This window comes from Terrimonas alba (genome assembly GCF_042434975.1).
Taxonomy (GTDB): Bacteria; Bacteroidota; Bacteroidia; order Chitinophagales; family Chitinophagaceae; genus Terrimonas_B; species Terrimonas_B alba.
Window position 1 is genome coordinate 291,078 of record NZ_JBHMQM010000007.1, and the last position, 21,560, is coordinate 312,637.

The following is a 21,560-nucleotide window of genomic DNA, read 5'->3' on the forward strand; positions in this document are numbered from 1 at the left end:
GTCATTTACTTAAAGTGTTTGTAAACCCACGAGCACAATCCCTTCATCAGGTTCAGTGTAATCGACGCCGCGGTCGGATTCAAACCGACATGAAAGGTTTTGCAGACCTATACCTAACCATTAGTCCGCCAGTTGGCGGGTGATCTAAAATGGCATCCCGAAGAATCGGGACGCCTTCTCTAGTTAATGTTTGCTATAGAAAGAAGAAATACACAAAGAAATAATTGGCTTACCTATTCAATAAGCCGTCAACGGTGATAGCAGCGTAATACAAAGCGCCAATGGTTGGCCCACCTGCATATTGGATATGCCTGGTGTTGAAAATATTGGTGCCACCAAACTTAATAGTCGATTTTGCCGAAGGAATTTTATAAGTAATCTGGGCATCAACATTATTAATGGCTGCAATAGCACCAGTCACCAACGGACTTTCCCACAAAAAACTATCCTGCCATTTCCAAACGATATTGAAGCCAAGATTTTTTGTGATAGCCCTGTTGCCAATAGATAAATTGGTAGTCCATTCCGGCGTATTGAACCCGGTTACAAATAAATCCGGCGTCGCATTTCCTTTTATCTTATTGTAATTAACATTACCGGATATAGTAAAAGTTTTATAGAAATTATAAGTAACACCCAGTGATGACCCATAGGTGGTATACTTGTTTTTAGCATTGGTATACACCCGGTAGCGATCCTGTCCTTTACTGGCTGCATTACCATTACTGGCGGTTGTGGCATCGCGGTTTCTGTCTATCATCGCTATCACTGCAGCATCAGAACCTACTGTTTCGTCCTTGGGAACATATACCTGCACCTGGCCAAGAAAACCATCATAAATATTGGCATAAGCATCAAAGTCGATAAATAGTTTGTTGTTAAATAAAATGCTCTTATAACCAATCTCGAAAGAGTTGATGCCTTCAGGACGGCCATCCGGAAGGTTGGCCACTTGCAGCAATGACCGGTTTGCTAACGCGGCCGAATCAGAATTGCCCGCTGCTTTTACAGCGGCATTGAATGCAGCCACCGAAGATTGGGTGTAACTATTTTCACGGAAACCCAAGCCATCATTGATAACCGGTAAAATGCCCACTCTTTTCACCCGGCCATTGTTTACGTAGGATAATGCTTCAAAAAGGGCCGGGAAGCGATATCCTTTTTGAAAAGTAGTACGGATGTTATGTTTTCCTGCCAAAGTATAAACTGCCGCCAGCCGGGGTGTAAACTGGGTTTTGAATTCAGGATTATGGTCTGCCCTTAGTGAACCGGTTAACTTAAGCTTATCTCCCAGCAACTTTTTTGTAACCTGTACAAATCCTCCCAATTTTTTATAATACGTATTATCACCAAAGGTTCCATCTTTTAAAGGGGTGTTTCTTTCAGCAATAGGTCGTTTGAAATCAACAAAGTTGTTTCCGTCGGGTATTAACTCATACACCCGGTAATCACCACCTGCTAAAAGGTCAAAATATTTAGTGTATTGGCTAAGATCCCACTGACCTTCGACATGGTAGATATTACTTTTTTGCACTAATGCCGCCCCTCCTGTTACAGGCGCACCAGGAATCAGGCTTGATTTAATGTCCCAGTTATTGATTTTAACGATGGAATCTTTTACATTATTGAACCTTGCTGTCCCCGGCTCCACCCGGCCTGCATCTGCCCGCTGGCGGGCATAGGCCGTAGCTCCAGCAAGATTGGCCGAGGTAAGTGCACCACCATTATTGGCTGCATATTCATTGAGTGCTGCTTTAAACTTTGTATTCCATGCACTGCCACTGCCGCCTGAGTAAAGATCAAGATTATCAGCCAAAGGTTTTACATTGTACGAATCGCCGGTGTTTTCTTTAGACATATAGGCTTTGATAGTATAACTGCTTCCTTTTAATTCTACCTGGTGATTTTGAACAATCACGTTATCCAGCTTCACTTTATTCCCCCGCTGAAAAACACCATCCATCTTACCAATGCGATAGGAATAAGACAATTCCGTCTTTGGATTGATCCGGTAGTGCAGGGCAGCATCGAATTTCAGGTTATCGACTGTTGGATCAACGAGGTCCTTTTCCCAATACCCGGTTCTTGCTACTGTCAACGTTCTGTTATCAACGCCATCAATGGTCAACCCCGTAACAGATACCGTGTTGCTCAGTTGCAGGGCATCATCACCATATTTATTCCAACCATCAAAGGCTATATTATTCGTTCCATCCAAAGAAGGATATGCAGGATTGGCGGTATTCCTGCTGTTGGGATTTTGATCCAATCTTGTATCCGATATCCAATCGGTCGCCCTTAAATAACCTGCATTGATCTTGAATGCAAATCGGTCTTTAAACGCTTTCGCATAGCGGATAGCTGTTTCTGTTAAAATGCCGGGATCATGGTCGGCGCCATCAATATGGTTGACACCTGTACGCTGAAAAATACTAAGTCCCTGAGATGTAAATGGACTCTTTGTGATAAGATTGGCCAGTCCGTTAATGGCATTCATTCCATATAAAGCTGAAGCAGCACCGGGGGTTATCTCAACACTCTGCACATCCAATTCTGTAGGACCAATAGCATTCCCTAAAGGCACACCCAATGTTGCCGCCTGCATATCGATGCCGTCCACCAATTGCATAAAACGGAAATTATTGGGGATATTAAATCCGCGGGTATTGGGCACTTTAAACGTAATTGAAGATGTTGTTAACTGAACGCCTTTCACATTACCCAATGCATCGTAGAAAGAGGCAGCGGGTGTTTCCCGGATAGCACGGATATCTAATTTTTCTACGGCTACAGGAGATTTTAAAATACTTTCAGATACACGGGAAGCTGTCACCACAACTTCATTGCCCAATACTGTTTGCGTGGCAAGAGCCACCTGCAAACCCGACCCAAGGCTTTTTACTTCGAGCTCCTGCGGCTGAAACCCGATGGACGAAAATAAAAGTGTGAAGGGTAGTTTTGTTGTGGTACGCAACGTGAAGCTGCCCGTATTATTAGTAACCGTGCCGGCAATAGTACCTTTTACCTGTACGCTCACATCAGCCAACGGTTCCTGGCTTTCCTGATTAGTTACTTTTCCGGATACTTCAATCAGCGTGGCATCTTGTCCAAATGAATTGATGCCTGAAATAAGGAATAATATTAGGAGAACAAATTTAGCCTGATTTGCTCCTTTTGTTTTTGTGTTTTGAAAGATAACGGTAAGGCTCCTTATAAATATTTGCTTTAATTGCATAATCCTGGTTTGTTCAATAATTTATTAGTCTACTAATTTAGTAGATTAAAAATGCAAAAAAATTTTTCTTCTATACTAAAAACTAGCCGGCACAACATCGCCGGAATAAACAAGAAGGCAAGCAAGATTGATAACCGAATGTTGATTTCATAAATGTTTCGCAAACATAAGGGAAAAATATATTGTCTACAAAACTTGTAGACTAATATTTTTATTTTCCTTCTTAAAATATTTTAACCAATATTTTCATGCTCCAGAAAATAACCAATGCGCCCAATAAAATAAAGGATGTTTTACGGGGCAATCTTCCGGTAAGTTTCGCTGCGATTGGAGCTGCAATTAATCCACCGACCACTAATCCAAGAATAGCTTGCCAATGACTAACGCCCAGCAATGTAAAAAATGTAAAGGCACTTGCCAGTGTTACAAAAAATTCTGTAAGGCTAACAGATCCTATCACATATTTGGGGCTTCTTCCTTTTGTGATCAGGGTGGTAGTAACAATAGGTCCCCATCCGCCGCCGCCAAATGAATCCAAAAACCCACCGGCGCCCGCTAATAAGCCGTATCGTTTAAACTTTTTTTGTTGTTGCTGCTTGCGAAAAGCAGTCACTAAGATGCGTACACCCAGGAACAATGTATAGGCTGCCATGATTGGACGCAGGTATTCAATATGCGTTTGACCAAGCTGCGTTAGCAGGATCGCTCCTAAGATTGCCCCGATGACCCCGGGTATCAATAATGCTTTGAATAATTTTTTATTGACATTTCCGAATTTATAGTGACTATAACCAGAAGCTCCACTTGCAAACATTTCTGCTGTGTGGATGCTGCCGCTGATGGCTGCAGGATTAACACCCGCAGATAGCATGATTGTGGCACTGGTAACACCATAGCCCATTCCGAGGGCACCATCAACTAATTGCGCCAGGAAACCGGCCAGCAACATCAACGGAAAGTTTTTATCCAATGTATTATACCAGGCTACTGTATCATCTGCTATAGTCTGAAAAGGCAAGTATGAAAAAATAAAGTGCCCCACCAGCATTAACGCAAAGCCCAGCAATGAATAAGTAGCAATCTTTCTCCACCTCCGCTCCTTATACGCATTGTCTTTTTCAACCAACACCCTAGTGAGTGAATTCAGCTTTTTTACTTTATACTCAAAATTGCCGTTTAGCTTGTTGCGAACCTTATGAATATTCTCAATAGCTTCATCGAGTTCAGCGGGTATGGCGTCATGCAAAACTTCTTTTACCCGTTTAGCAATAGTTGGCGACTTACCGTTTGTCGATATAGCTATTTTCAGATTTCCTTTTTGTACGATACTGCTTAAATAAAAATCGCATTGCTCAGGAGTATCGGCAACATTAACGAGTAATTTTTTTTCCTTTGCCTGCTGGCGAATGCGTAAACTTTCTTCTTTATCGTTGATGGCAATAATAACCAGGTCTTTCTCAACAAGGTCAACCGGGTGAAAACTTCTTTTTTCAATTACTACGTTGCTATGTGATGCAGCTAGTTTTTTTACTGCCTCTGAAACTTCCGTTGCCACGATATGTACCGAAGTCGAAGGAGAATTCGTTAATAAGCTTGTTAGTTTTTCTAATCCCACTTTACCTGCGCCAACCAGCAAAACTCTCAGATCTTCCAGCTTCAAAAAAACCGGGAACAAATGATTAGTGGCAGGTCCTGATGAATCATGCTTTTCCATAGCTGTTGCTTTTATTTTTTCCAACGATTCACTCATAAAGCTCGATTAATTGCTTGTACAAAATTGACCCTGACAACAGGTTGCCAGGTATGGCTACTGAACTGTCGCCAATTCATCAGTACTAATTGAACCTGGTTTTTTGAAGTAAAGGCATACTCACCTCCCACCCAAATCCGGTATTGATCCCAGTCGTCTTTCGTCTTACTGCTTTGCCACATCAATTCATTTCCAATTAAACCTTTCCATTTCTCTGTAAATATATGGTCTGCTGCTAACTTGTACCGAAAACGAAAAGCCACTCCATCCTGGCTTGTCCAATGCCGTTGCTCGGTCCTGAACTGATTGGTTAATTGCCACTTCTTAAATTTAACTTCATGACGCACCTCTTCCCAGAGTCTCAGTTCATCATTTACTGTCTTTTTCCCCAATGCCTCAATCTGCTTTTGATGAAACCAGGCAACACCCCCTCCAACTATCCACTGCCTGCTCAACTGATAATGTACGCCGGTTCGAACGGCTACCAGCCCTACCAGGGGGTGGTTTGCAAAATTTCTCGCCTGTACATCTGTGTTTAGCAACCACCTTTTGTTGATGGAATATTTCAAGTAGTAAGCAGGCCACCAACTTATATGCTTATTAACCGCTGACTGAGCCTTCGCACCAGTCATTACTAATAAAAACGAAGCCGATATGGTCAATTTACTAATTGGCATGTATCCACTTGCGGTATGAAAAATCACCAAATGTTTCCCCGCTCTTTCTTTCGGCCGCATATACTCCTAATAGTTCATCCAATGTCTCCAGTATTTGGCCCTCATTCAAATGGTCCTTATAGACCTTGTTCAATCTTTCACCCAGCCTGTCACCACCAATATGCAAATTATAATGCCCATACGCTGTTCCCACAAAGCCTATCTCGGCGGCAGGAGAACGTCCGCAGCCATTTGGACATCCCGTCATTCGCAAAACAATTTCTTCGTTTTGCAAGGAATATTTTTCGAGTAGCGGCTCAATCTTATCAATTAAGGTTGGTAAATAACGTTGAGCCTCGGCCAATGCCAGGGGACAAGTATTAAAAGCCACACAGGCAATGGCATTTTTTCTTAACACACCAGCCTTATCAGTATGTTCAATGATTCCAAACTGGTTCAAAATATCTTCGATTGTCCTTTTATCTTTTTCGGCTACGTCACTGATGATCACATTTTGATTGCCGGTAAAACGGAAGTTTGCTTTTCCGGTTTTTGCCACTTCAAGCAACGCAGTTTTCAGCGGCGCCTTTTCATCGTCTAATACTCTTCCATTTTCAACGAATACAGTATAGAACCAATTTCCTTCATGATTTTGGCGCCAGCCATAATGATCCTTTCTTGAAGTGAACTCGTACGGCTTTGTCGGTTCCAGCTTAAATCCACAACGCTTTTCCAACTCTTCCCTGAATCCATCCACTCCAAACCTGTCAATAGTATACTTCAAGCGAGCCAGTTTTCGATCACTCCTGTTACCATGGTCTCTTTGTATGGTCATAACCTCATATACTGCCTTCAACACGTTTTCTGTATCAACAAAACCTAATACAGAAGCGAGTCTCGGATAAGTATGAGGATTGCCGTGTGTAGCACTAAGGCCACCGCCGGCAGCAATATTGAACCCGATGAGTTTATCATTTTCAATAATGGCGATCAGGCCAAGATCATTGGTCAATACATCGACATCATTATTGGGCGGGATAGCGATCCCTATCTTAAATTTCCGCGGTAAATATCTTTCCTGGTATAGCGGATCCTCTTCATTCCTGTCGGCAATTTTTTCTTCATTCAACCATACTTCATAATACGCTCTTGTTTTCGGAAGAGCCAATGTGCTGATTTTATCTGCATATTTAAACACCTCCTCATGAATTGCTGATTCCTTTGGGTGTGCACTGCAGGTTACATTGCGGTTTACATCACCACAGGCAGCGATAGAATCGAGATGCAGTGTATTAAACGATTGTATAGTAGGCCTGATATGCGATTTCAGGATGCCATGTAATTGAACCGTTTGTCTTGTCGTAATTTTTATGGTGCCAGTCGAATGTTCGCCGGCGATATGATGCAAGCCTATCCATTGTTGAGGTGTGAGAAATCCACCCGGGAGGCGCAGCCGGATCATATACGAATAAAGCCATTCCAGCTTCTTCGCACTTCTCTCCTCCCTCCTGTCACGATCATCCTGCTGGTACATACCGTGAAATTTGATCAGGGATTGATCATCTTCACGCAATGCACCGGTTATAGCATCGGTAAGACTTTCCTTCAAAGTACCGCGAAGGCCTTTACTCGCTGTCTTTATTCTTTCAACCGGTGATAAGTTAGTTTTATCGCTCATTTACTTCTTTTAAAATTTTTGGAATTGGGAAATCTTCCTTTTAATACACATCTTTTTCAAACCTGCCTTCCTTCTTCAATTGCTCTAAATACTTTTTTGCTTCGTCGCCGCTTTTCTTACCCTGCTCGCCTATTATCTGTAATAGAGCATGTTCAACATCTTTGCTCATCGGGTCTTTTGTACCACTGATGTAAACAGACGCTCCGTTGTCAATCCACTGATAAAGTTCCTCAGCCTTTTCCAACATCCGATGTTGTACATAAATTTTTTCCTTTTGATCTCTCGAGAATGCCAAGTCTAAGTTGTGTAACACCCCGGTCTCCACATAATTCTGAATTTCGGTCTGGTATAAAAAATCTGTGATAAAGTGCTGTTCGCCGAAGAAAAACCAGTTTCTTCCAGATGCACCCGTCGCATCCCGCTCAGCTAAAAATGACCTGAAAGGCGCTGCACCCGTACCAGGTCCAATCATGATAATATCCTTTTCAGGAGCTGGTAATTTGAAATTCTTATCCTTATGTACATAAAAAGTCAGGGATGAGTTAACAGGCTGATCGCCCAGAAACTCGCTGCATAGCCCATACCGCTGTTCATCCAGTGCCAGGAAACGATCTCTTGCGACCGTGATATGCACTTCGGTATTGCCGTGTCCATTTGGTGATGAAGCGATAGAATATAATCTTGGCGCAATCGGCATCAATATCTTGATCACTTCCAGGAATTGCGTCGCATCTTTTACCGGGTAAATGCGCAATAAATCAACAAGGTCCATTCTTGTATCCGGAATTTCCTGCTGTATAATGGCCGCATATTTTTTGATCGTAGATGTAAGCAGGTAGCAGACATTGAGATGCTGAGAAAGCAATTCCTTTACCGTTGCTTTTGCTTTGGTTGCTTCAACGACAAGCGTTTCATCTATGCCAGTCAATGAAATGATCCTGTTTACTACATCTTCCCTGTTGCGGGGAATGATGCCGATGGTATCACCCGGTTCATACTCAATAGGTTCGTCTGTTCCTATTTCGATATGATAAGTTTTCTTATTGGAACCACGGTCGTTCAGGTTGATGTTGGCCAATATGGTTCCATTATAATATTTTTTCCCGGCTGGTTTTTTTGCAGTTGAAGGCACAGCCACCGATGCAGGCGCAGCGGCCGGTTGTTCATTTAAAATTGCCAACACTTTATCGAACCATTGCTGGGCATCTTCTTCATAATCCACATCACATTTCTGCAGCGGCACTACTCTTTTAGCCCCAAACTTGCCGAACTGTGCATCCACATCTTCACCCGTTTTGCAAAACATGGGGTAAGATGTATCACCCAGCGCCAGGACACTATATTTAAGATGAGAAAGATCAAGGGTCGCTTCATGAATATGATCATAAAATTTCTTAGCAGGGATAGGAGGCTCACCTTCGCCTTGTGTACTGATCACCACAAAAAAATAATCTTCTTTTGGTAAATCTGTAAGGCGGTATTGATCCAATCCAACCAGCTTTGCATTTACTCCCTTTTTCTTAGCCACGGCTGCCAGATGTGCCGACAATCTTTTTGCATTGCCTGTTTCGGTACCAAAAGCAAGGGTGACTTTTTTTGTAGCCACAGGCTTCGCTTCATGCCCATTTGCCTGGGGCGTAGCATGTGTCTTGCCATTGGCTACGATACCAGACAAATATCCATTGATCCAGATAAGCTCTTCCTTTGAATAGCTATCAATCAGTTCGTGTAGTTGTTTTAGTTTTACTTCTCCCAGCATAGCAGCTTATCATTTTACGGTAACCAATTGATTAAAAACAGATCCTTCTTTTCCTGCTGCAAACCACTTAGAGTCGTTGTGCAACATCACCACATCACCGACAATTACCAGTGAAGGAGAACTGAATTTTATATTGGCAAAATCTATTACACAGTTTGTTAAAGTTGAAATATGAACACGTTGATGCTCCGTCGTCGCCTGCTCGATCACTGCTAATGGCGTAAATGGCTTTTTTGAATAACGCAACAACAGTTCGGATAAATTAAAAAGATTCCTGGCTCCCATGTAGAATACTAATGTGTCCTGGGTGTTAGCCCATGTTTTCCATTTCTCAGGACTATAATGGCTGCATGGATTAAAGGTGATAAACTGCACAGCCTTTGCATAACCTCTTGCGGTAAGCGGAATTCCCGCATAAGCAGAAGCACCCGAAGCAGCAGTGATGCCCGGAATAATTTCGTACGGCACATCATTCTCCTGCAAGGCCATCAGTTCATCCAGCACATTACTGAAAAAAGCTACATCGCCACCCTTCAACCGCAACACGGTTTTACCATTCTTTGCGTGATTCACCAACAACTTATTAATGTCTTCCTGCGCCACCGATCCATCATGATAACCCTGTTTGCCTGTCATCAACGCCAATACATCTTTGCGGGCATATAAATCAATGATCTCGGGATTTACGAGCCTGTCAGCCAGTATTACATCAGCTTCAGCCAATTTTTTCTGAAGTTTAACGGTAATCAACTCCACATCACCAGGACCGGCGCCTGCGATGATCACTTTTCCAGTTGATTGTTCCTTGTTCATAATCACACTTTGTTTTTTTACTTACTTCAATAAAACCGCCGCCACCGTACTATTGCCTGTTTCGTCAATTAGTATAGCGCTACCATTTACATTGAGCTTATCATATGAATCATAAACAAGCGCAGATGCTGTTTTGATAGTTGCCTTCACTACTTCGTTCAGCTTCACGTTACCTTCAACAGGCTGCTGTTGTAGCGTATTTACGTCGAGCTTGTAATCAATTTTCTTCACCACCGCCTTTACAAGACGACTATTATGTTGTAAGTAATATTTATTTCCGCTTTGCAAAGGCTTATCATCCATCCAGCACAATAACACCTCCAGTTCGTTGCTCACCTGTGGCAGGTTATCAACTTTTGCAATAGCATCGCCACGGCTGATATCAATGTCATCAGCCAATTGGATAGTGACGCTTTGCGGAGCAAACACTTCACTTACTTCTTTTCCTCCCACTTCTAATTTGCTGATTGTTGTCTCGATGCCGGCAGGTAACACTTTTACTTTATCACCTGTTCTGTAAACACCACTAGTCACTTTTCCGGCATAACCTCTGTAATCATGCAACTCTTCTGTTTGCGGCCTGATTACGAATTGCACCTGGAAACGTGCATCTTCCAAATTAATATCATGATTGATTTCGATATCTTCTAAAAATTCCAGTAGCGGCTTGCCTTCATACCAGTCGATGCGTTCAGACCTGTCCACTATGTTATCACCATTCAACGCACTGATAGGTATATAAGTAATATCTGTTAAGCCAAGTTGTTTGGCGACATCTGCATAATCAATGACGATGTTGTTAAAAACATCCTGCGAATATTCCACGAGGTCCATCTTGTTGATAGCAATAACCACATGGGGAATTTTCAAAAGAGACGCAATGATAGAATGACGACGGGTTTGCTCTACCACACCTTGCCTTGCATCGATCAAAATAATGATCAGGTTAGCATTGGAAGCTCCTGTGATCATATTACGGGTGTACTGTACGTGACCCGGCGCATCGGCGATAATAAATTTTCTTTTAGGTGTAGTGAAATAGCGATAGGCAACATCGATCGTAATACCTTGCTCTCTTTCTGCACGAAGACCATCTGTCAATAAGGCCAAATCAACCGAACCGTCTGTTCTGTTTTTTGTTGATTTCTCCAAAGCTTCCAGTTGATCAACCAAAATGTTTTTACTGTCGTACAGCAAACGACCAATCAATGTACTCTTGCCATCATCAACACTTCCTGCTGTTATAAATCTAAGTAAGTCCATTACCCTAGTTTTTGTTTAGAATTTTGCTTGTGAGCAACGTGATTAAAAATATCCGTTTTTCTTCCTGTCTTCCATAGCGGCTTCCGTCACTTTATCGTCGATCCTGGTTTCACCCCTTTCACTGATGCGTGTTGAGATAATCTCGTTGATCACTTCATCCAGTGTTGAGGCTTTCGATTCCACGGCAGCCGTACAAGTCATGTCACCAACAGTACGATAGCGAACCTGTTTTTTGAGGATCACATCCGATTCTTCAATTTCAATGAAGTCAGAAACAGCTACCAGCTGTCCTTCATGTTCTATCACTTCTCTTTCGTGAGCAAAATAAATAGATGGCAAAGCGATGTTTTCTTTGCGGATATAATTCCAGATATCTAATTCTGTCCAATTGCTGATGGGGAACACCCGTACATTCTCGCCTTTATGTATGCGACCATTATAAATGTTCCAGAGCTCAGGTCTTTGCAGTTTTGGATCCCATTGTCCAAATTCATCACGGACAGAAAAGATCCTTTCTTTAGCTCTCGCCTTTTCTTCATCACGACGGGCGCCACCGATACAAGCATCGAATTTAAATTCCTCGATTGTATCCAGTAATGTATGTGTCTGTAACCAATTACGGCTGGCAAATTTTCCTTTAGGCTCAGTAAGATTTTTCTGTTTGATAGTGTCTTCCACTTTTCTAACAACCAGGCTGGCATTTACCTGTTTGGCCAATTCATCCCGAAACTCCAGGGCCTCTGGAAAGTTGTGACCGGTGTCGATATGCACCAAAGGAAAAGGGATTTTTCCGGGGGCAAAGGCTTTTTTAGCCAGGTGCACTAGCGTGATCGAATCTTTTCCACCACTAAAAAGCAGCGCAGGCCTTTCAAATTGCGCAACAACTTCACGGAAAATATGGATGCTCTCCGCTTCCAGCTGTTGCAGGTAATCCAATTGATAATTATTCATACTTCTTTCTTTAATGTCTACTCATTCAGTAGACTTCTATAGCAAAAAAAATTAACTAGCTTTCACTATGCTTGCATGCAAACCACATTCCTTCTGTGATGTTTCCCACCACCAGCGTCCTGCTCTTGCATCTTCACCCGGCTCGATTGCTCTTGTGCAGGGTGCGCAACCAATACTGATAAATCCTTTATCATGTAATGTATTATAAGGCACATAGTGCTCTTTGATATAAGCCATTACGTCATCATAAGTCCAACTGATCAGCGGGTTGAACTTATACAATTGTTTTTCTTCCGACCATTCTATCATCGGCATATCCTTCCTGTTATTGGACTGGTCAGCACGAAGCCCCGTGATCCAAACCCTGGCTCCTTTTAAAGCCCGGTTTAATGGAATCACTTTCCGGATATGACAACATTCTTTCCTGTTTTCTACCGATTCATAAAAGCTATTGATCCCCTTTGTAACAACAAATTCTTCCACATCCCTTGCCTCCGGAAAATAAACTTTTATCGGCTTTTTGTACCGGGCGGTTGTTTTATCCAACAGCTCGTATGTTTCGTTGAAGAGACGACCAGTATCGATCGTAAATATTTCAACCGGTATATTATTTTTAAAAATAACATCCGTCAATACCTGGTCCTCCTGCCCGAGCGAAGACGAAAAGACCACTTTGCCGGGAAACAAGTCAGCGACCAGGCCTATTGCTTCCGGCAAAGAGCTCTTCTCAATCTCCGATATTTGTTCGGGGGTTAGCATTCTTTCCAATTATAAATTTGGCTGCGGTGTATAACGCAGGTAGGGTTTTACAATCTTCACTCCTTTGGGGAATTTTTTTATTGCATCTTCTGTAGATACAGCCGGTACTACAATTACATCTTCACCACCGTTCCAATCAGCTGGAGTAGCTACACTGTAACCAGCTGTCAATTGCAAGGAGTCAACCACCCGGAGCACTTCATTGAAGTTTCTTCCTGTAGAAGCGGGATAAGTGATCATCAACTTTACCAACTTATCGGGTCCAATAACAAACAGGGAACGAACAGTGGCCGTAGCTGAAGCATTGGGATGAATCATATCATACAAAGTAGCAACGGTTCTGTCTTCGTCAGCAATGATTGGAAAACCAACAGAGCAGTTTTGTGTCTCATTAATATCTTTTCTCCATTCGAAATGTTTATCCAATGGATCTACGCTTACTGCCAATACTTTTACATTACGTTTAGCAAACTCTTCCTGCAACAACGCTGTCTTTCCAAGCTCGGTGGTGCAAACGGGAGTGAAATCAGCCGGGTGTGAAAATAAAATACCCCAGCTATTACCGAGATATTCATAAAAATCAATTTCTCCTTCTGTCGTTTGTGCTTTAAAGTTGGGAGCAACATCCCCTAAACGTAATGACATAAAATAAAAATTTAGTGAAAACAAAAATAAGGACAAATACAAAGCCCACCAAGTTTGTAGACTAAAAATACGCAAACGATCCCACTAACTATCGTTTGTCAAAAAAAGAAATGATTATTTAGACCACGAGGTCACTCAAAGTGCGATTTTCCAGGATATTTAATGTGGCATCCCGAACCTCTATCATCATATCGTGAAGCCCGCAACTTGTCTCGTTGCAGTTTTTACAACGCTCATAGAAATAAAGACTTACGCATGGCAACATGGCAATTGGACCATTGATGAGCCGGACCACAGTAGCTACCTTTACTTTGGAAGGATGTGTCTTTAAAAAATACCCCCCACCCTTTCCTTTTTTGCTGTCCAGTATATCAGCTTTTTTCAATTCCAACAAAATATTTTCCAGGAATTTTAACGGAATCTTTTTCTTTTTAGCTATTTCGGAAATAAGCACAGGCCCTTTATCAAATCGCTCTGCTAAGTAGGTTAGGGCCTTAAAGGCATACTGTGATTTTTTGGATAACATAATTCTAGTTCAATAACTCCAATTTATAATGAATTGGCGAATTTTTCTTCAACATGGCTGACACACCACAATATTTTTCCAACGACAGGTCTATTGCTTTCTTCACTTTATCTTCATTTTCTCCTGCTGTTTTTATTTTATAAGTCACCCAAATGTCTTTGAATACCCTCGGGTGGTCGGTGGTTTGTTCCGTTTCCACATCAATAGTAAGATCCGAAAATTCTACCCTCATTTTTTCCAAAATATCAACAACGTCTATACCGGAGCAGGCAGCTATTGCCGATAAAAGCAAGGCCTTGGGATTGGGTCCTTCCTTCCTGTTTCCATCAATACTAAATACGTTTTGTTCCAACTTGCTTTCAAATGCATGGTCATGTTTCCAGGTTGTCGATGTTTTCATCTGTCTGTTTTTTATTGTTTTTTGGTCAGTACTTGTCCCGAACTGGCTTCGGGATGGAACCCCGCAAATAATTATCCCCCTGTCTGAGAAAAATTATCATGCCCGGTTTCATGTTTATACTCCTTTAACTGATGTTTTTTGTTCTGAGATATATTTTCCAGTGTCCACTCAATGCTTTTTTCAAACCGATGTTGCCTCACCTGGCAATCAGTTTTATTACAAATATGGCATTGAAACGATAAACAAGCATCTGCATGGACCATTAATTCAACAGATTCACCAAATTTTTGTTTCACAAGTTCTGATAATTTATCAATTTCCAGATGTGCCTCGTGTACATTCAGGTACCAGGGTACAGTAAGATGGCAATCAATATGCAGTACAGCTCCATATTTTATTACACGAAGATTATGAAGGTCGATCCAGTTTTTCTGCCGGTTATTATTCAACAATTCGACCATTTCGGATAAGAGTTTCTCATCCGCCTCATCCATGATGCCGGCAATGGACCTGCGGATAATGCCATAACCGGTGACGATGATAAAAAGTGCAATGCCAATGGCCACCACACTATCTATCCATAGCAAACCGGTAAAATGCATGATAATAAGGGCAGCAACAATCCCGGCTGTTGACCATGCATCACTCTGTAGGTGTTTTCCGCTCGCCACTAACGCCAGGGAGTTATTGGCCCTGCCAATACGGAGACAGACAAAAGCAGTAACGAAATTAATAACAGCTGTAGCTGCTACCAGACCAATACCCAGGTCAAGTTTATGCAAGACAACAGGATAAATAAGTTGTTTGATTGCCTGGTAAATGATTACAACACCGGCAATCAATATCATGGTTCCCTCAATAGCAGCTGACAAAAACTCTGCTTTACCATGTCCGTAAGGGTGATCCTTATCCCTGGGCTTCGCTGCCACAAACAGGCTATACAGCCCAATAAAACCTGCAGCTACATTTACAATACTCTCCATTGCATCGGTAAGAATAGAAACGGAATTAGTAAAGTACCAGGCAACAAATTTTACCATCAGCAGCAATACTGAAATAGCAGCTACCCATTTTTGAACCCGCAAATTTTGATTAGCTGTTTCCAAGAGGAGAAATTATTCAAAACGTTCTTTCACATGGCTCAACCATTGTTGCCTTGCAAAGATTAAAAACTCTTTCGGTGCAAACATAAAATCTTTTTCACTCTGGTATCGGCCGAACAATTTATCCCAGTCATCTTCCGTACCCGTGTACTCCTTCCACATTTCCAGGTTGACGTTGTCATCCTTTACATTAAACTTGCTTTCTTCACCCGATCTGACCCACATATTCCCTCTGAGAGCATATTTAACGGTATCCTCATGCATGATCAGTTTCATAAATGCAGGGGAAACATCACTACGGCAGGCGAGTTTGTACTGTACAATGGTTTCTGCAATTCCATCCTTATCAAGGTCAGAAATACTGGTGGAACCTTTGATAAACTCCGCAGTAAGATCAAAAGGGCAGTTACTTTCGCTGTCACTTATTCGCCACAACAATTTATACACTGAATCTTTTTTCACAAAATGAAAGGCATGTATCTCTATTGAAGAAACAGCTTCACCTTCTTTATTATCCATCAGGGGTTTGACGGTCGAGGTAATTAAAATATTTTCTCCCAGCTTATCCTTCCATTTCCATGCCTCGTGGGCCTTTCCTTTAAATTTTACTGTTTTGGGAAGTTGACCGGGAGCAATTTTTTTGACTGAAGTAAGGACCTGAGCTCTACTATGAGATAAAGAAAAAAACAGGAAGACAAACAAAATTATAACACGACGCATATTTAGTTTAGAACAATCGCAACATTATAGTTTAAATACTTCCGACCTTTCTTTTCGTACCCAGTTGAAGACGTCCGATGAATCCACGAAAAGATTTAGCCATCCGGTAATACCACTCTTTATTGAATAGTTGAGAATCTCTCATAGCTTTATAAGTTAGAAATACACCGATAGGTACTAAAATAAAGGCGGCCAGCCACATGCCCGCAAATGGTGTAAGTGTGTCTTCCTTAGCAAACTTTTCACCCACTGTAGTGGAGAAATAAAATACCATGAAAAAACTAATCGCTGCAATCAATGGTGTACCTAACCCACCCTTGCGAATAATAGATCCCAGCGGTGCACCAATCAAAAAAAGTATTATGCAGGCCATCGATAAAACAATTTTACGATGCCATTCAATCTTGTGTTTTCGCAAAACCTTTTCTTTATCGGTCATTATCAATTTTCGATTGGCGATACTTGAGGTGAGGGAGGTTACCTGGTTAATAGCTCCCTGGTGTACTGCATAATTGGCTGAGTCAGGGATCAGGTCATCAAATGTTTTTGCGGCTCTAAAAAGACTGTCTGGCTCTTTTGACTTTTTCGTACTCGTGCTATCAAGGTATTTTGAAAATTTTAATGCAGACAGTACGATCGACTCGTCCAGTTGTTTTCTTACCTTTTTATTTTCCTTCGCCAGTGAGTCGATGGCAATATTCAATTGCCGCATGCTGTAAACCCTTTCGTTGTTTTTATTGACGCTGTCATTGGTTTGCACAAATTGAAATGAGCTTAAGTCAAATTGCTTTTTAAACTCTTTAAATCCCAGCCTGATATAATCGCTCTTTGCATTGTAGTTATTACCCCTTTCTTCATAACGCCAGCCATCTTTAAGGTTGAATTCCAGGTAACGTTTATCTTCTGTTACCCGCATTACACCACTTTTGGCGATAATAAAATTATCCTGTACAGGATTTCCCTGCTCATAAACGATCACGTCGCGGATGATGCTGTCATTCGCTTCTTTTTTTCCAATCTTTATCGCAAAGCCGTTGATCCGGTCATAAAACACCCCCTCTTTCAAATCGAAAGCAGGTTTGGCATAGACAATATCAGTCAATAACGTACGGGACTTGAGGAAAGCAACAGGGATCACATAATTAGAAAATAAAAAAGCAATGCCACTTATAAACAGTGAAATGAAAAACAAAGGACGCATAAAACGCAACAGCGAAATACCGGCGGATTTGATCGCCACCAGTTCAAAACTTTCGCCAAGGCTGCCGAATGTCATTAAAGAAGAAAGTAATATGGCCAGCGGTAAAGCAAGTGGAATGAGTACGGCGCTTTGATACCAGATAAACTTTAAAACGATGTCGATGCCTAAGCCCTTTCCGACAAAATCATCAATGTAAAGCCAAAAGAACTGCATGACCAACACCAGCAGGGTAATAAAAAAGGTGGCGATAAATGGACCGATGAAGGCTTTGACAATAAGCTTATCTAACTTTTTGAACACTTAACTTTAAGTTATGGATACGGCAAAAATAAGGCTTTCAGCAGAGGAGGAGGCATTGGTATGCAGGACTGATTGGATTTTAACAAAGAACCGCGTTCTCGAAAAAATAAAAATCATGTTAGCGTCCCTGCAAACCCAACAACAGCACAGGTTTGATCAATTTCAACATCGCTTTCCGCAGGAAATAAATACTACTCCTAAAATATCAAAAGGCGAAAATTATAAGGGCCTCCCTTATCTCATTTTAGATTATCCAAGATTTTTTAACAGGGAAGACGTTTTTGCCATCCGCTCATTTTTTTGGTGGGGCAACTTTTTTAGCACTACACTTCAATTGTCCGGAACTTATAAAACGGAATTTGAAAAGCAAATCATCGACTCATTTGAAGAACTTCAAACCCGGGATTTTTATACCTGTATAAACGCCGATCCCTGGGAGCATCATTTTGATCCGGACAATTATTTATCGCTTAATGATCTAAACAAAAAAGGGTTCGAAGCCCTGATACGTCAAGGCTCCTTCATTAAATTATCGAAGAAACTCCCTGTAGAGCAATCGAATGATGCAGAAAAAAAACTGGCGCAAAACTTCGACCAGTTAATTACTATGCTAGTGGCTGGTTAGTTACCAAGACGATGGAACAGGTCTTTCACCTGGTGATCCCATAAAAGGCTTTGGTCTTTGATATCTTTTTTCTCAGCAAAATCTTTAACCACCAAAATGGTTTGATTGGTTATTTCCGATTTTTCTATACTGAATTCAAAAAATTCATTTTTGGGCGCATCCAGCCAGCGAAAACGAATATGCTTTTCCTCCTCGCTTTCCAGTACCTCGGCTTTTTCAAAATTTCCATTCCAGCCAAAATAAAAAATATTGTCCCTCTCATCTACCTTGTCTGCAAACCACTCACCGAGGCCTGCGGGTGTTGAAAGGAATTCATAAAGGATAGTTGGTGAACACCTAACCGGGAACTCTAACGTATATAATTGCTTGCTCATTTTTTTAAAAAATAATATCTGTGGCTGCAATAATAAATAATAAATCGTCGCATTAAACTAATTTCTTTTTAATTTTTTTGACGAATCAAAGGCCAGAGATTTTTATATGTAAAATAAAAGGAATGAAAAACCGTTAAAAGGAAGGTAATTTTTTTGGAGTATATTAAGTTAATTCTTAAATTGCTCTGACATCCAATGTTTTCTGAAGATCAGAAAGATCATTGAGATGGGTATTTTTAGAGGCTAAAAACCAAAACAAGATCAATAACCCTTAAAATAACCCACTAAACCCCAATACCTATGAGTATGCGCCAATTGAAGATCACGAAGTCTATCACGAATCGTGAGTCTCAAAGTCTGGAAAAGTACCTCCAGGAGATAGGCAAGGTCGAATTAATCTCCTCCGATGAAGAAGTAAGGCTTGCCGTTCTTATCCGCCAGGGATGCCAAAAATCACTCGATCGTCTTACAAAAGCTAATCTTCGTTTCGTGGTGTCTGTTGCAAAACAGTATCAAAATCAGGGCTTGTCTTTGCCTGACCTGATCAACGAAGGAAATCTCGGGCTCATCAAGGCTGCACAGCGATTTGATGAAACCCGCGGTTTTAAATTTATCTCGTATGCGGTTTGGTGGATCCGTCAAAGTATTTTACAGGCTTTGGCCGAGCAATCCCGAATCGTTCGCCTGCCTCTTAATAAAGTGGGCCTTACCAACAAAGTTCAAAAAGCTTTCTCCCAACTGGAGCAACAGTTTGAAAGAGAGCCATCCGCAGAAGAATTGGCCGAAATGCTTGAAATGGATCTCGACGAAGTATCAGCTTCACTCAGCATCTCATCCCGCCATGTGAGTATGGATACGCCTATTTCTGAAGGCGAAGACGGCACTTTACTGGACATACTGGAAAATCCCAATGCAGAAAAAACGGATAGCGACCTGGATCATACCCAATCATTAAAAACCGAGATAGACCGCTCTCTTAAAACCCTTACTGAAAGACAAAAAGAAGTGATTTGCTATTTCTTTGGAATTGGAGTAGATCACCCGATGAGCCTGGAGGATATCGGTGAAAGATTTAACCTGACAAGGGAAAGGGTCCGCCAGATCAAAGACAAGGCAATCACCAAACTCAGAACCACCAATCGAATTAATCTTTTAAGAACTTATTTAGGCGTATGATATAATTTTTACACTACTTATCTTTGCAATTCTTTAAAAAGTGAACATGATGTTCACTTTTTGTTTTATCGGGCTGAGCTTACCGAAGCCCGATTAAATAAAATAATGCTCACCCTTCGTCAAGCTCAGGGTGACAGAGAAAACGAAATAGCGACAATGTTTAATAACCTGCAGGATAAATTAGAAAGCGCCTTTAAAAACCTGAAAGGCCAGGCCCGGATTACCGAGCTAAACGTGGCTACTACTGTAAAAGAAATCCGCCGTGCATTGGTGGATGCTGATGTCAACTATAAAATAGCTAAAGAGTTTACCGATAAAATCAAAGACAAAGCCATTGGAGAAAAGGTTATAAATGCCATTAGCCCGGGCCAGTTGATGACGAAAATCGTGAAAGATGAATTGGCGGAACTGATGGGTGGACAGGAAGCCGTGTTTAACGCAAAAGGCAATCCTGCCGTAATTCTGATTGCAGGTCTCCAGGGTAGTGGTAAGACGACTTTCAGCGGTAAGCTGGCCAATTATCTAAAAACTAAGAAAGGCTTGTCACCGCTTCTTGTTGCCGCCGATATCTATCGCCCCGCCGCGATGGAGCAATTGAGAGTATTGGGTGAACAGATCAAAGTGGATGTGCATGTGGAGTTGGAAAACAAAGATGCCGTTGCCATTGCACAAAATGCAGTCAAAGAAGCAAAGAGTAAAAATAAAAACGTAGTTATCATAGATACGGCCGGTCGTTTGGCCATTGACGAAGCGATGATGACCGAAGTTGCCAATATCCGTAATGCCGTTAATCCACAGGAAATATTATTTGTAGTGGATAGTATGACCGGTCAGGATGCTGTGAACACCGCTAAGGCTTTTAATGACCGTCTTGACTTCACTGGAGTAGTATTGACAAAATTGGACGGTGATACCCGTGGTGGTGCCGCCATTTCCATCAAATACACGGTTAATAAACCCATCAAATTCACCAGTGCCGGTGAAAAAATGGATACATTGGACGTGTTCTATCCCGAAAGGATGGCACAACGTATCCTGGGCATGGGTGATATTACCAGCCTCGTCGAAAAAGCACAGGAGCAGTTTGACGAAGAGCAGGCTAAAAAGCTGGAAAGCAAGATCCGCAAAAACAAGTTTGACTTTGCCGACTTTAAGATGCAGCTCGAACAGATCAAAAAAATGGGAAACATGAAAGATCTGTTGGGTATGGTACCTGGCGTAGGCAGTAAAATAAAAGACATCGATATCAATAATGACTCTTTCAAAGGCATTGAGGCCATGATCAACTCCATGACTCCCGCCGAAAGAGCTGATCCGGATCTAATTGATGGCAGCCGCCGCAAACGGATTGCGAAAGGCGCCGGCAAGGATATCAGCGAAGTAAATGCCTTTATGAAGCAGTTTGAACAAATGCGGGATATGATGAAAGACATGAATAAAATGGGGATGTTTGGAAAGATGATGCCGGGAATGAGGAGATAGTGCACGATCGATTGTTCGTAATTAACTGTTGTCAACGAAATCTCTTAAAAGTTATAAATGCATGGCAGTATCCCACTTGAAAGGAAATTTTTACTACAGTTAACGAGTTAAGAGCCGTCCATGTAATAGTGCACTTTCTTTTGC

The 21,560-nt window shown here is 41.6% G+C and carries 19 protein-coding genes; 3 read left to right on the forward strand and 16 right to left on the reverse strand.

What is annotated here, in order from left to right; translation table 11 throughout:
• Nucleotides 1-229 precede the first annotated feature (229 nt).
• The 15 genes from ACFEL9_RS20500 to ACFEL9_RS20570 form a co-directional block, all read right to left on the reverse strand.
• Nucleotides 230-3,235 (reverse strand): TonB-dependent receptor domain-containing protein, encoded by a 3,006-nt coding sequence (locus ACFEL9_RS20500; protein ID WP_385894113.1) that lies wholly within the window; start codon nt 3,233-3,235, stop codon nt 230-232.
• 223 nt (nt 3,236-3,458) lie between these two features.
• Entirely contained in the window at nt 3,459-4,985 is a 1,527-nt protein-coding gene (locus ACFEL9_RS20505) for a TSUP family transporter (protein ID WP_385894115.1), read from the reverse strand.
• Nucleotides 4,982-5,662 carry a DUF2490 domain-containing protein gene (locus tag ACFEL9_RS20510; RefSeq protein ID WP_385894116.1) on the reverse strand — a complete coding sequence of 227 codons (681 nt, stop codon included), beginning with the start codon at nt 5,660-5,662 and terminating at the stop codon, nt 4,982-4,984. Before ACFEL9_RS20510 ends, ACFEL9_RS20505 begins: the two co-directional genes overlap by 4 nt.
• Nucleotides 5,652-7,319, reverse strand: coding sequence for an assimilatory sulfite reductase (NADPH) hemoprotein subunit (gene cysI, locus ACFEL9_RS20515; protein ID WP_385894118.1), 1,668 nt, complete (start codon nt 7,317-7,319; stop codon nt 5,652-5,654). Before cysI ends, ACFEL9_RS20510 begins: the two co-directional genes overlap by 11 nt.
• 40 nt (nt 7,320-7,359) lie before the next feature.
• Nucleotides 7,360-9,078, reverse strand: coding sequence for a diflavin oxidoreductase (locus ACFEL9_RS20520; RefSeq protein WP_385894120.1), 1,719 nt, complete (start codon nt 9,076-9,078; stop codon nt 7,360-7,362).
• Between the two features lie 9 nt (nt 9,079-9,087).
• The gene (gene cobA / locus ACFEL9_RS20525) at nt 9,088-9,891 is read right to left on the reverse strand and encodes a uroporphyrinogen-III C-methyltransferase (RefSeq protein ID WP_385894122.1); all 804 of its coding nucleotides are present in this window, start codon (nt 9,889-9,891) and stop codon (nt 9,088-9,090) included.
• Nucleotides 9,892-9,912: 21 nt separating this feature from the next.
• Nucleotides 9,913-11,154 (reverse strand): sulfate adenylyltransferase subunit 1, encoded by a 1,242-nt coding sequence (locus ACFEL9_RS20530; RefSeq protein WP_385894124.1) that lies wholly within the window; start codon nt 11,152-11,154, stop codon nt 9,913-9,915.
• A gap of 42 nt (nt 11,155-11,196) precedes the next feature.
• Nucleotides 11,197-12,105 (reverse strand): sulfate adenylyltransferase subunit CysD, encoded by a 909-nt coding sequence (gene cysD / locus ACFEL9_RS20535; protein WP_385894126.1) that lies wholly within the window; start codon nt 12,103-12,105, stop codon nt 11,197-11,199.
• Nucleotides 12,106-12,156: 51 nt separating this feature from the next.
• On the reverse strand, nt 12,157-12,864 hold the full coding sequence (locus ACFEL9_RS20540; protein WP_385894127.1) for a phosphoadenylyl-sulfate reductase: 708 nt from the start codon (nt 12,862-12,864) through the stop codon (nt 12,157-12,159).
• A 9-nt stretch (nt 12,865-12,873) separates the two neighbouring features.
• Entirely contained in the window at nt 12,874-13,509 is a 636-nt protein-coding gene (locus ACFEL9_RS20545; RefSeq protein WP_385894129.1) for a peroxiredoxin, read from the reverse strand.
• 118 nt (nt 13,510-13,627) lie between these two features.
• A complete protein-coding gene (locus ACFEL9_RS20550; RefSeq protein ID WP_276500919.1) occupies nt 13,628-14,035 on the reverse strand; it encodes an RrF2 family transcriptional regulator in 408 nt (135 codons plus the stop codon).
• 4 nt (nt 14,036-14,039) lie between these two features.
• Nucleotides 14,040-14,435 carry an OsmC family protein gene (locus tag ACFEL9_RS20555; protein ID WP_385894131.1) on the reverse strand — a complete coding sequence of 132 codons (396 nt, stop codon included), beginning with the start codon at nt 14,433-14,435 and terminating at the stop codon, nt 14,040-14,042.
• Between the two features lie 71 nt (nt 14,436-14,506).
• Complete coding sequence (locus ACFEL9_RS20560) at nt 14,507-15,541, reverse strand: cation diffusion facilitator family transporter (protein WP_385894133.1); 1,035 nt, start codon at nt 15,539-15,541, stop codon at nt 14,507-14,509.
• 9 nt (nt 15,542-15,550) lie between these two features.
• Nucleotides 15,551-16,258, reverse strand: a complete 708-nt coding sequence (locus tag ACFEL9_RS20565) for a M949_RS01915 family surface polysaccharide biosynthesis protein (protein ID WP_385894135.1) — start codon at nt 16,256-16,258, stop codon at nt 15,551-15,553.
• 31 nt (nt 16,259-16,289) lie between these two features.
• The gene (locus ACFEL9_RS20570) at nt 16,290-17,759 is read right to left on the reverse strand and encodes an LptF/LptG family permease (RefSeq protein ID WP_385894137.1); all 1,470 of its coding nucleotides are present in this window, start codon (nt 17,757-17,759) and stop codon (nt 16,290-16,292) included.
• Between the two features lie 13 nt (nt 17,760-17,772).
• Between ACFEL9_RS20570 and ACFEL9_RS20575 the strand changes: the two genes are divergently transcribed.
• Nucleotides 17,773-18,384 carry a hypothetical protein gene (locus tag ACFEL9_RS20575; protein ID WP_385894139.1) on the forward strand — a complete coding sequence of 204 codons (612 nt, stop codon included), beginning with the start codon at nt 17,773-17,775 and terminating at the stop codon, nt 18,382-18,384.
• On the opposite strand, the gene ACFEL9_RS20580 is transcribed toward ACFEL9_RS20575, so the two are convergent.
• The gene (locus tag ACFEL9_RS20580; RefSeq protein ID WP_276500914.1) at nt 18,381-18,758 is read right to left on the reverse strand and encodes an START-like domain-containing protein; all 378 of its coding nucleotides are present in this window, start codon (nt 18,756-18,758) and stop codon (nt 18,381-18,383) included. The two genes, ACFEL9_RS20575 and ACFEL9_RS20580, sit on opposite strands and share 4 nt — an antisense overlap.
• A gap of 300 nt (nt 18,759-19,058) precedes the next feature.
• Between ACFEL9_RS20580 and ACFEL9_RS20585 the strand changes: the two genes are divergently transcribed.
• Together ACFEL9_RS20585 and ffh are read left to right on the forward strand one after the other, a co-directional pair.
• Nucleotides 19,059-19,934, forward strand: coding sequence for a sigma-70 family RNA polymerase sigma factor (locus ACFEL9_RS20585; RefSeq protein ID WP_385894141.1), 876 nt, complete (start codon nt 19,059-19,061; stop codon nt 19,932-19,934).
• Between the two features lie 105 nt (nt 19,935-20,039).
• A complete protein-coding gene (gene ffh / locus ACFEL9_RS20590) occupies nt 20,040-21,416 on the forward strand; it encodes a signal recognition particle protein (protein ID WP_446753366.1) in 1,377 nt (458 codons plus the stop codon).
• Nucleotides 21,417-21,560 lie beyond the last annotated feature (144 nt).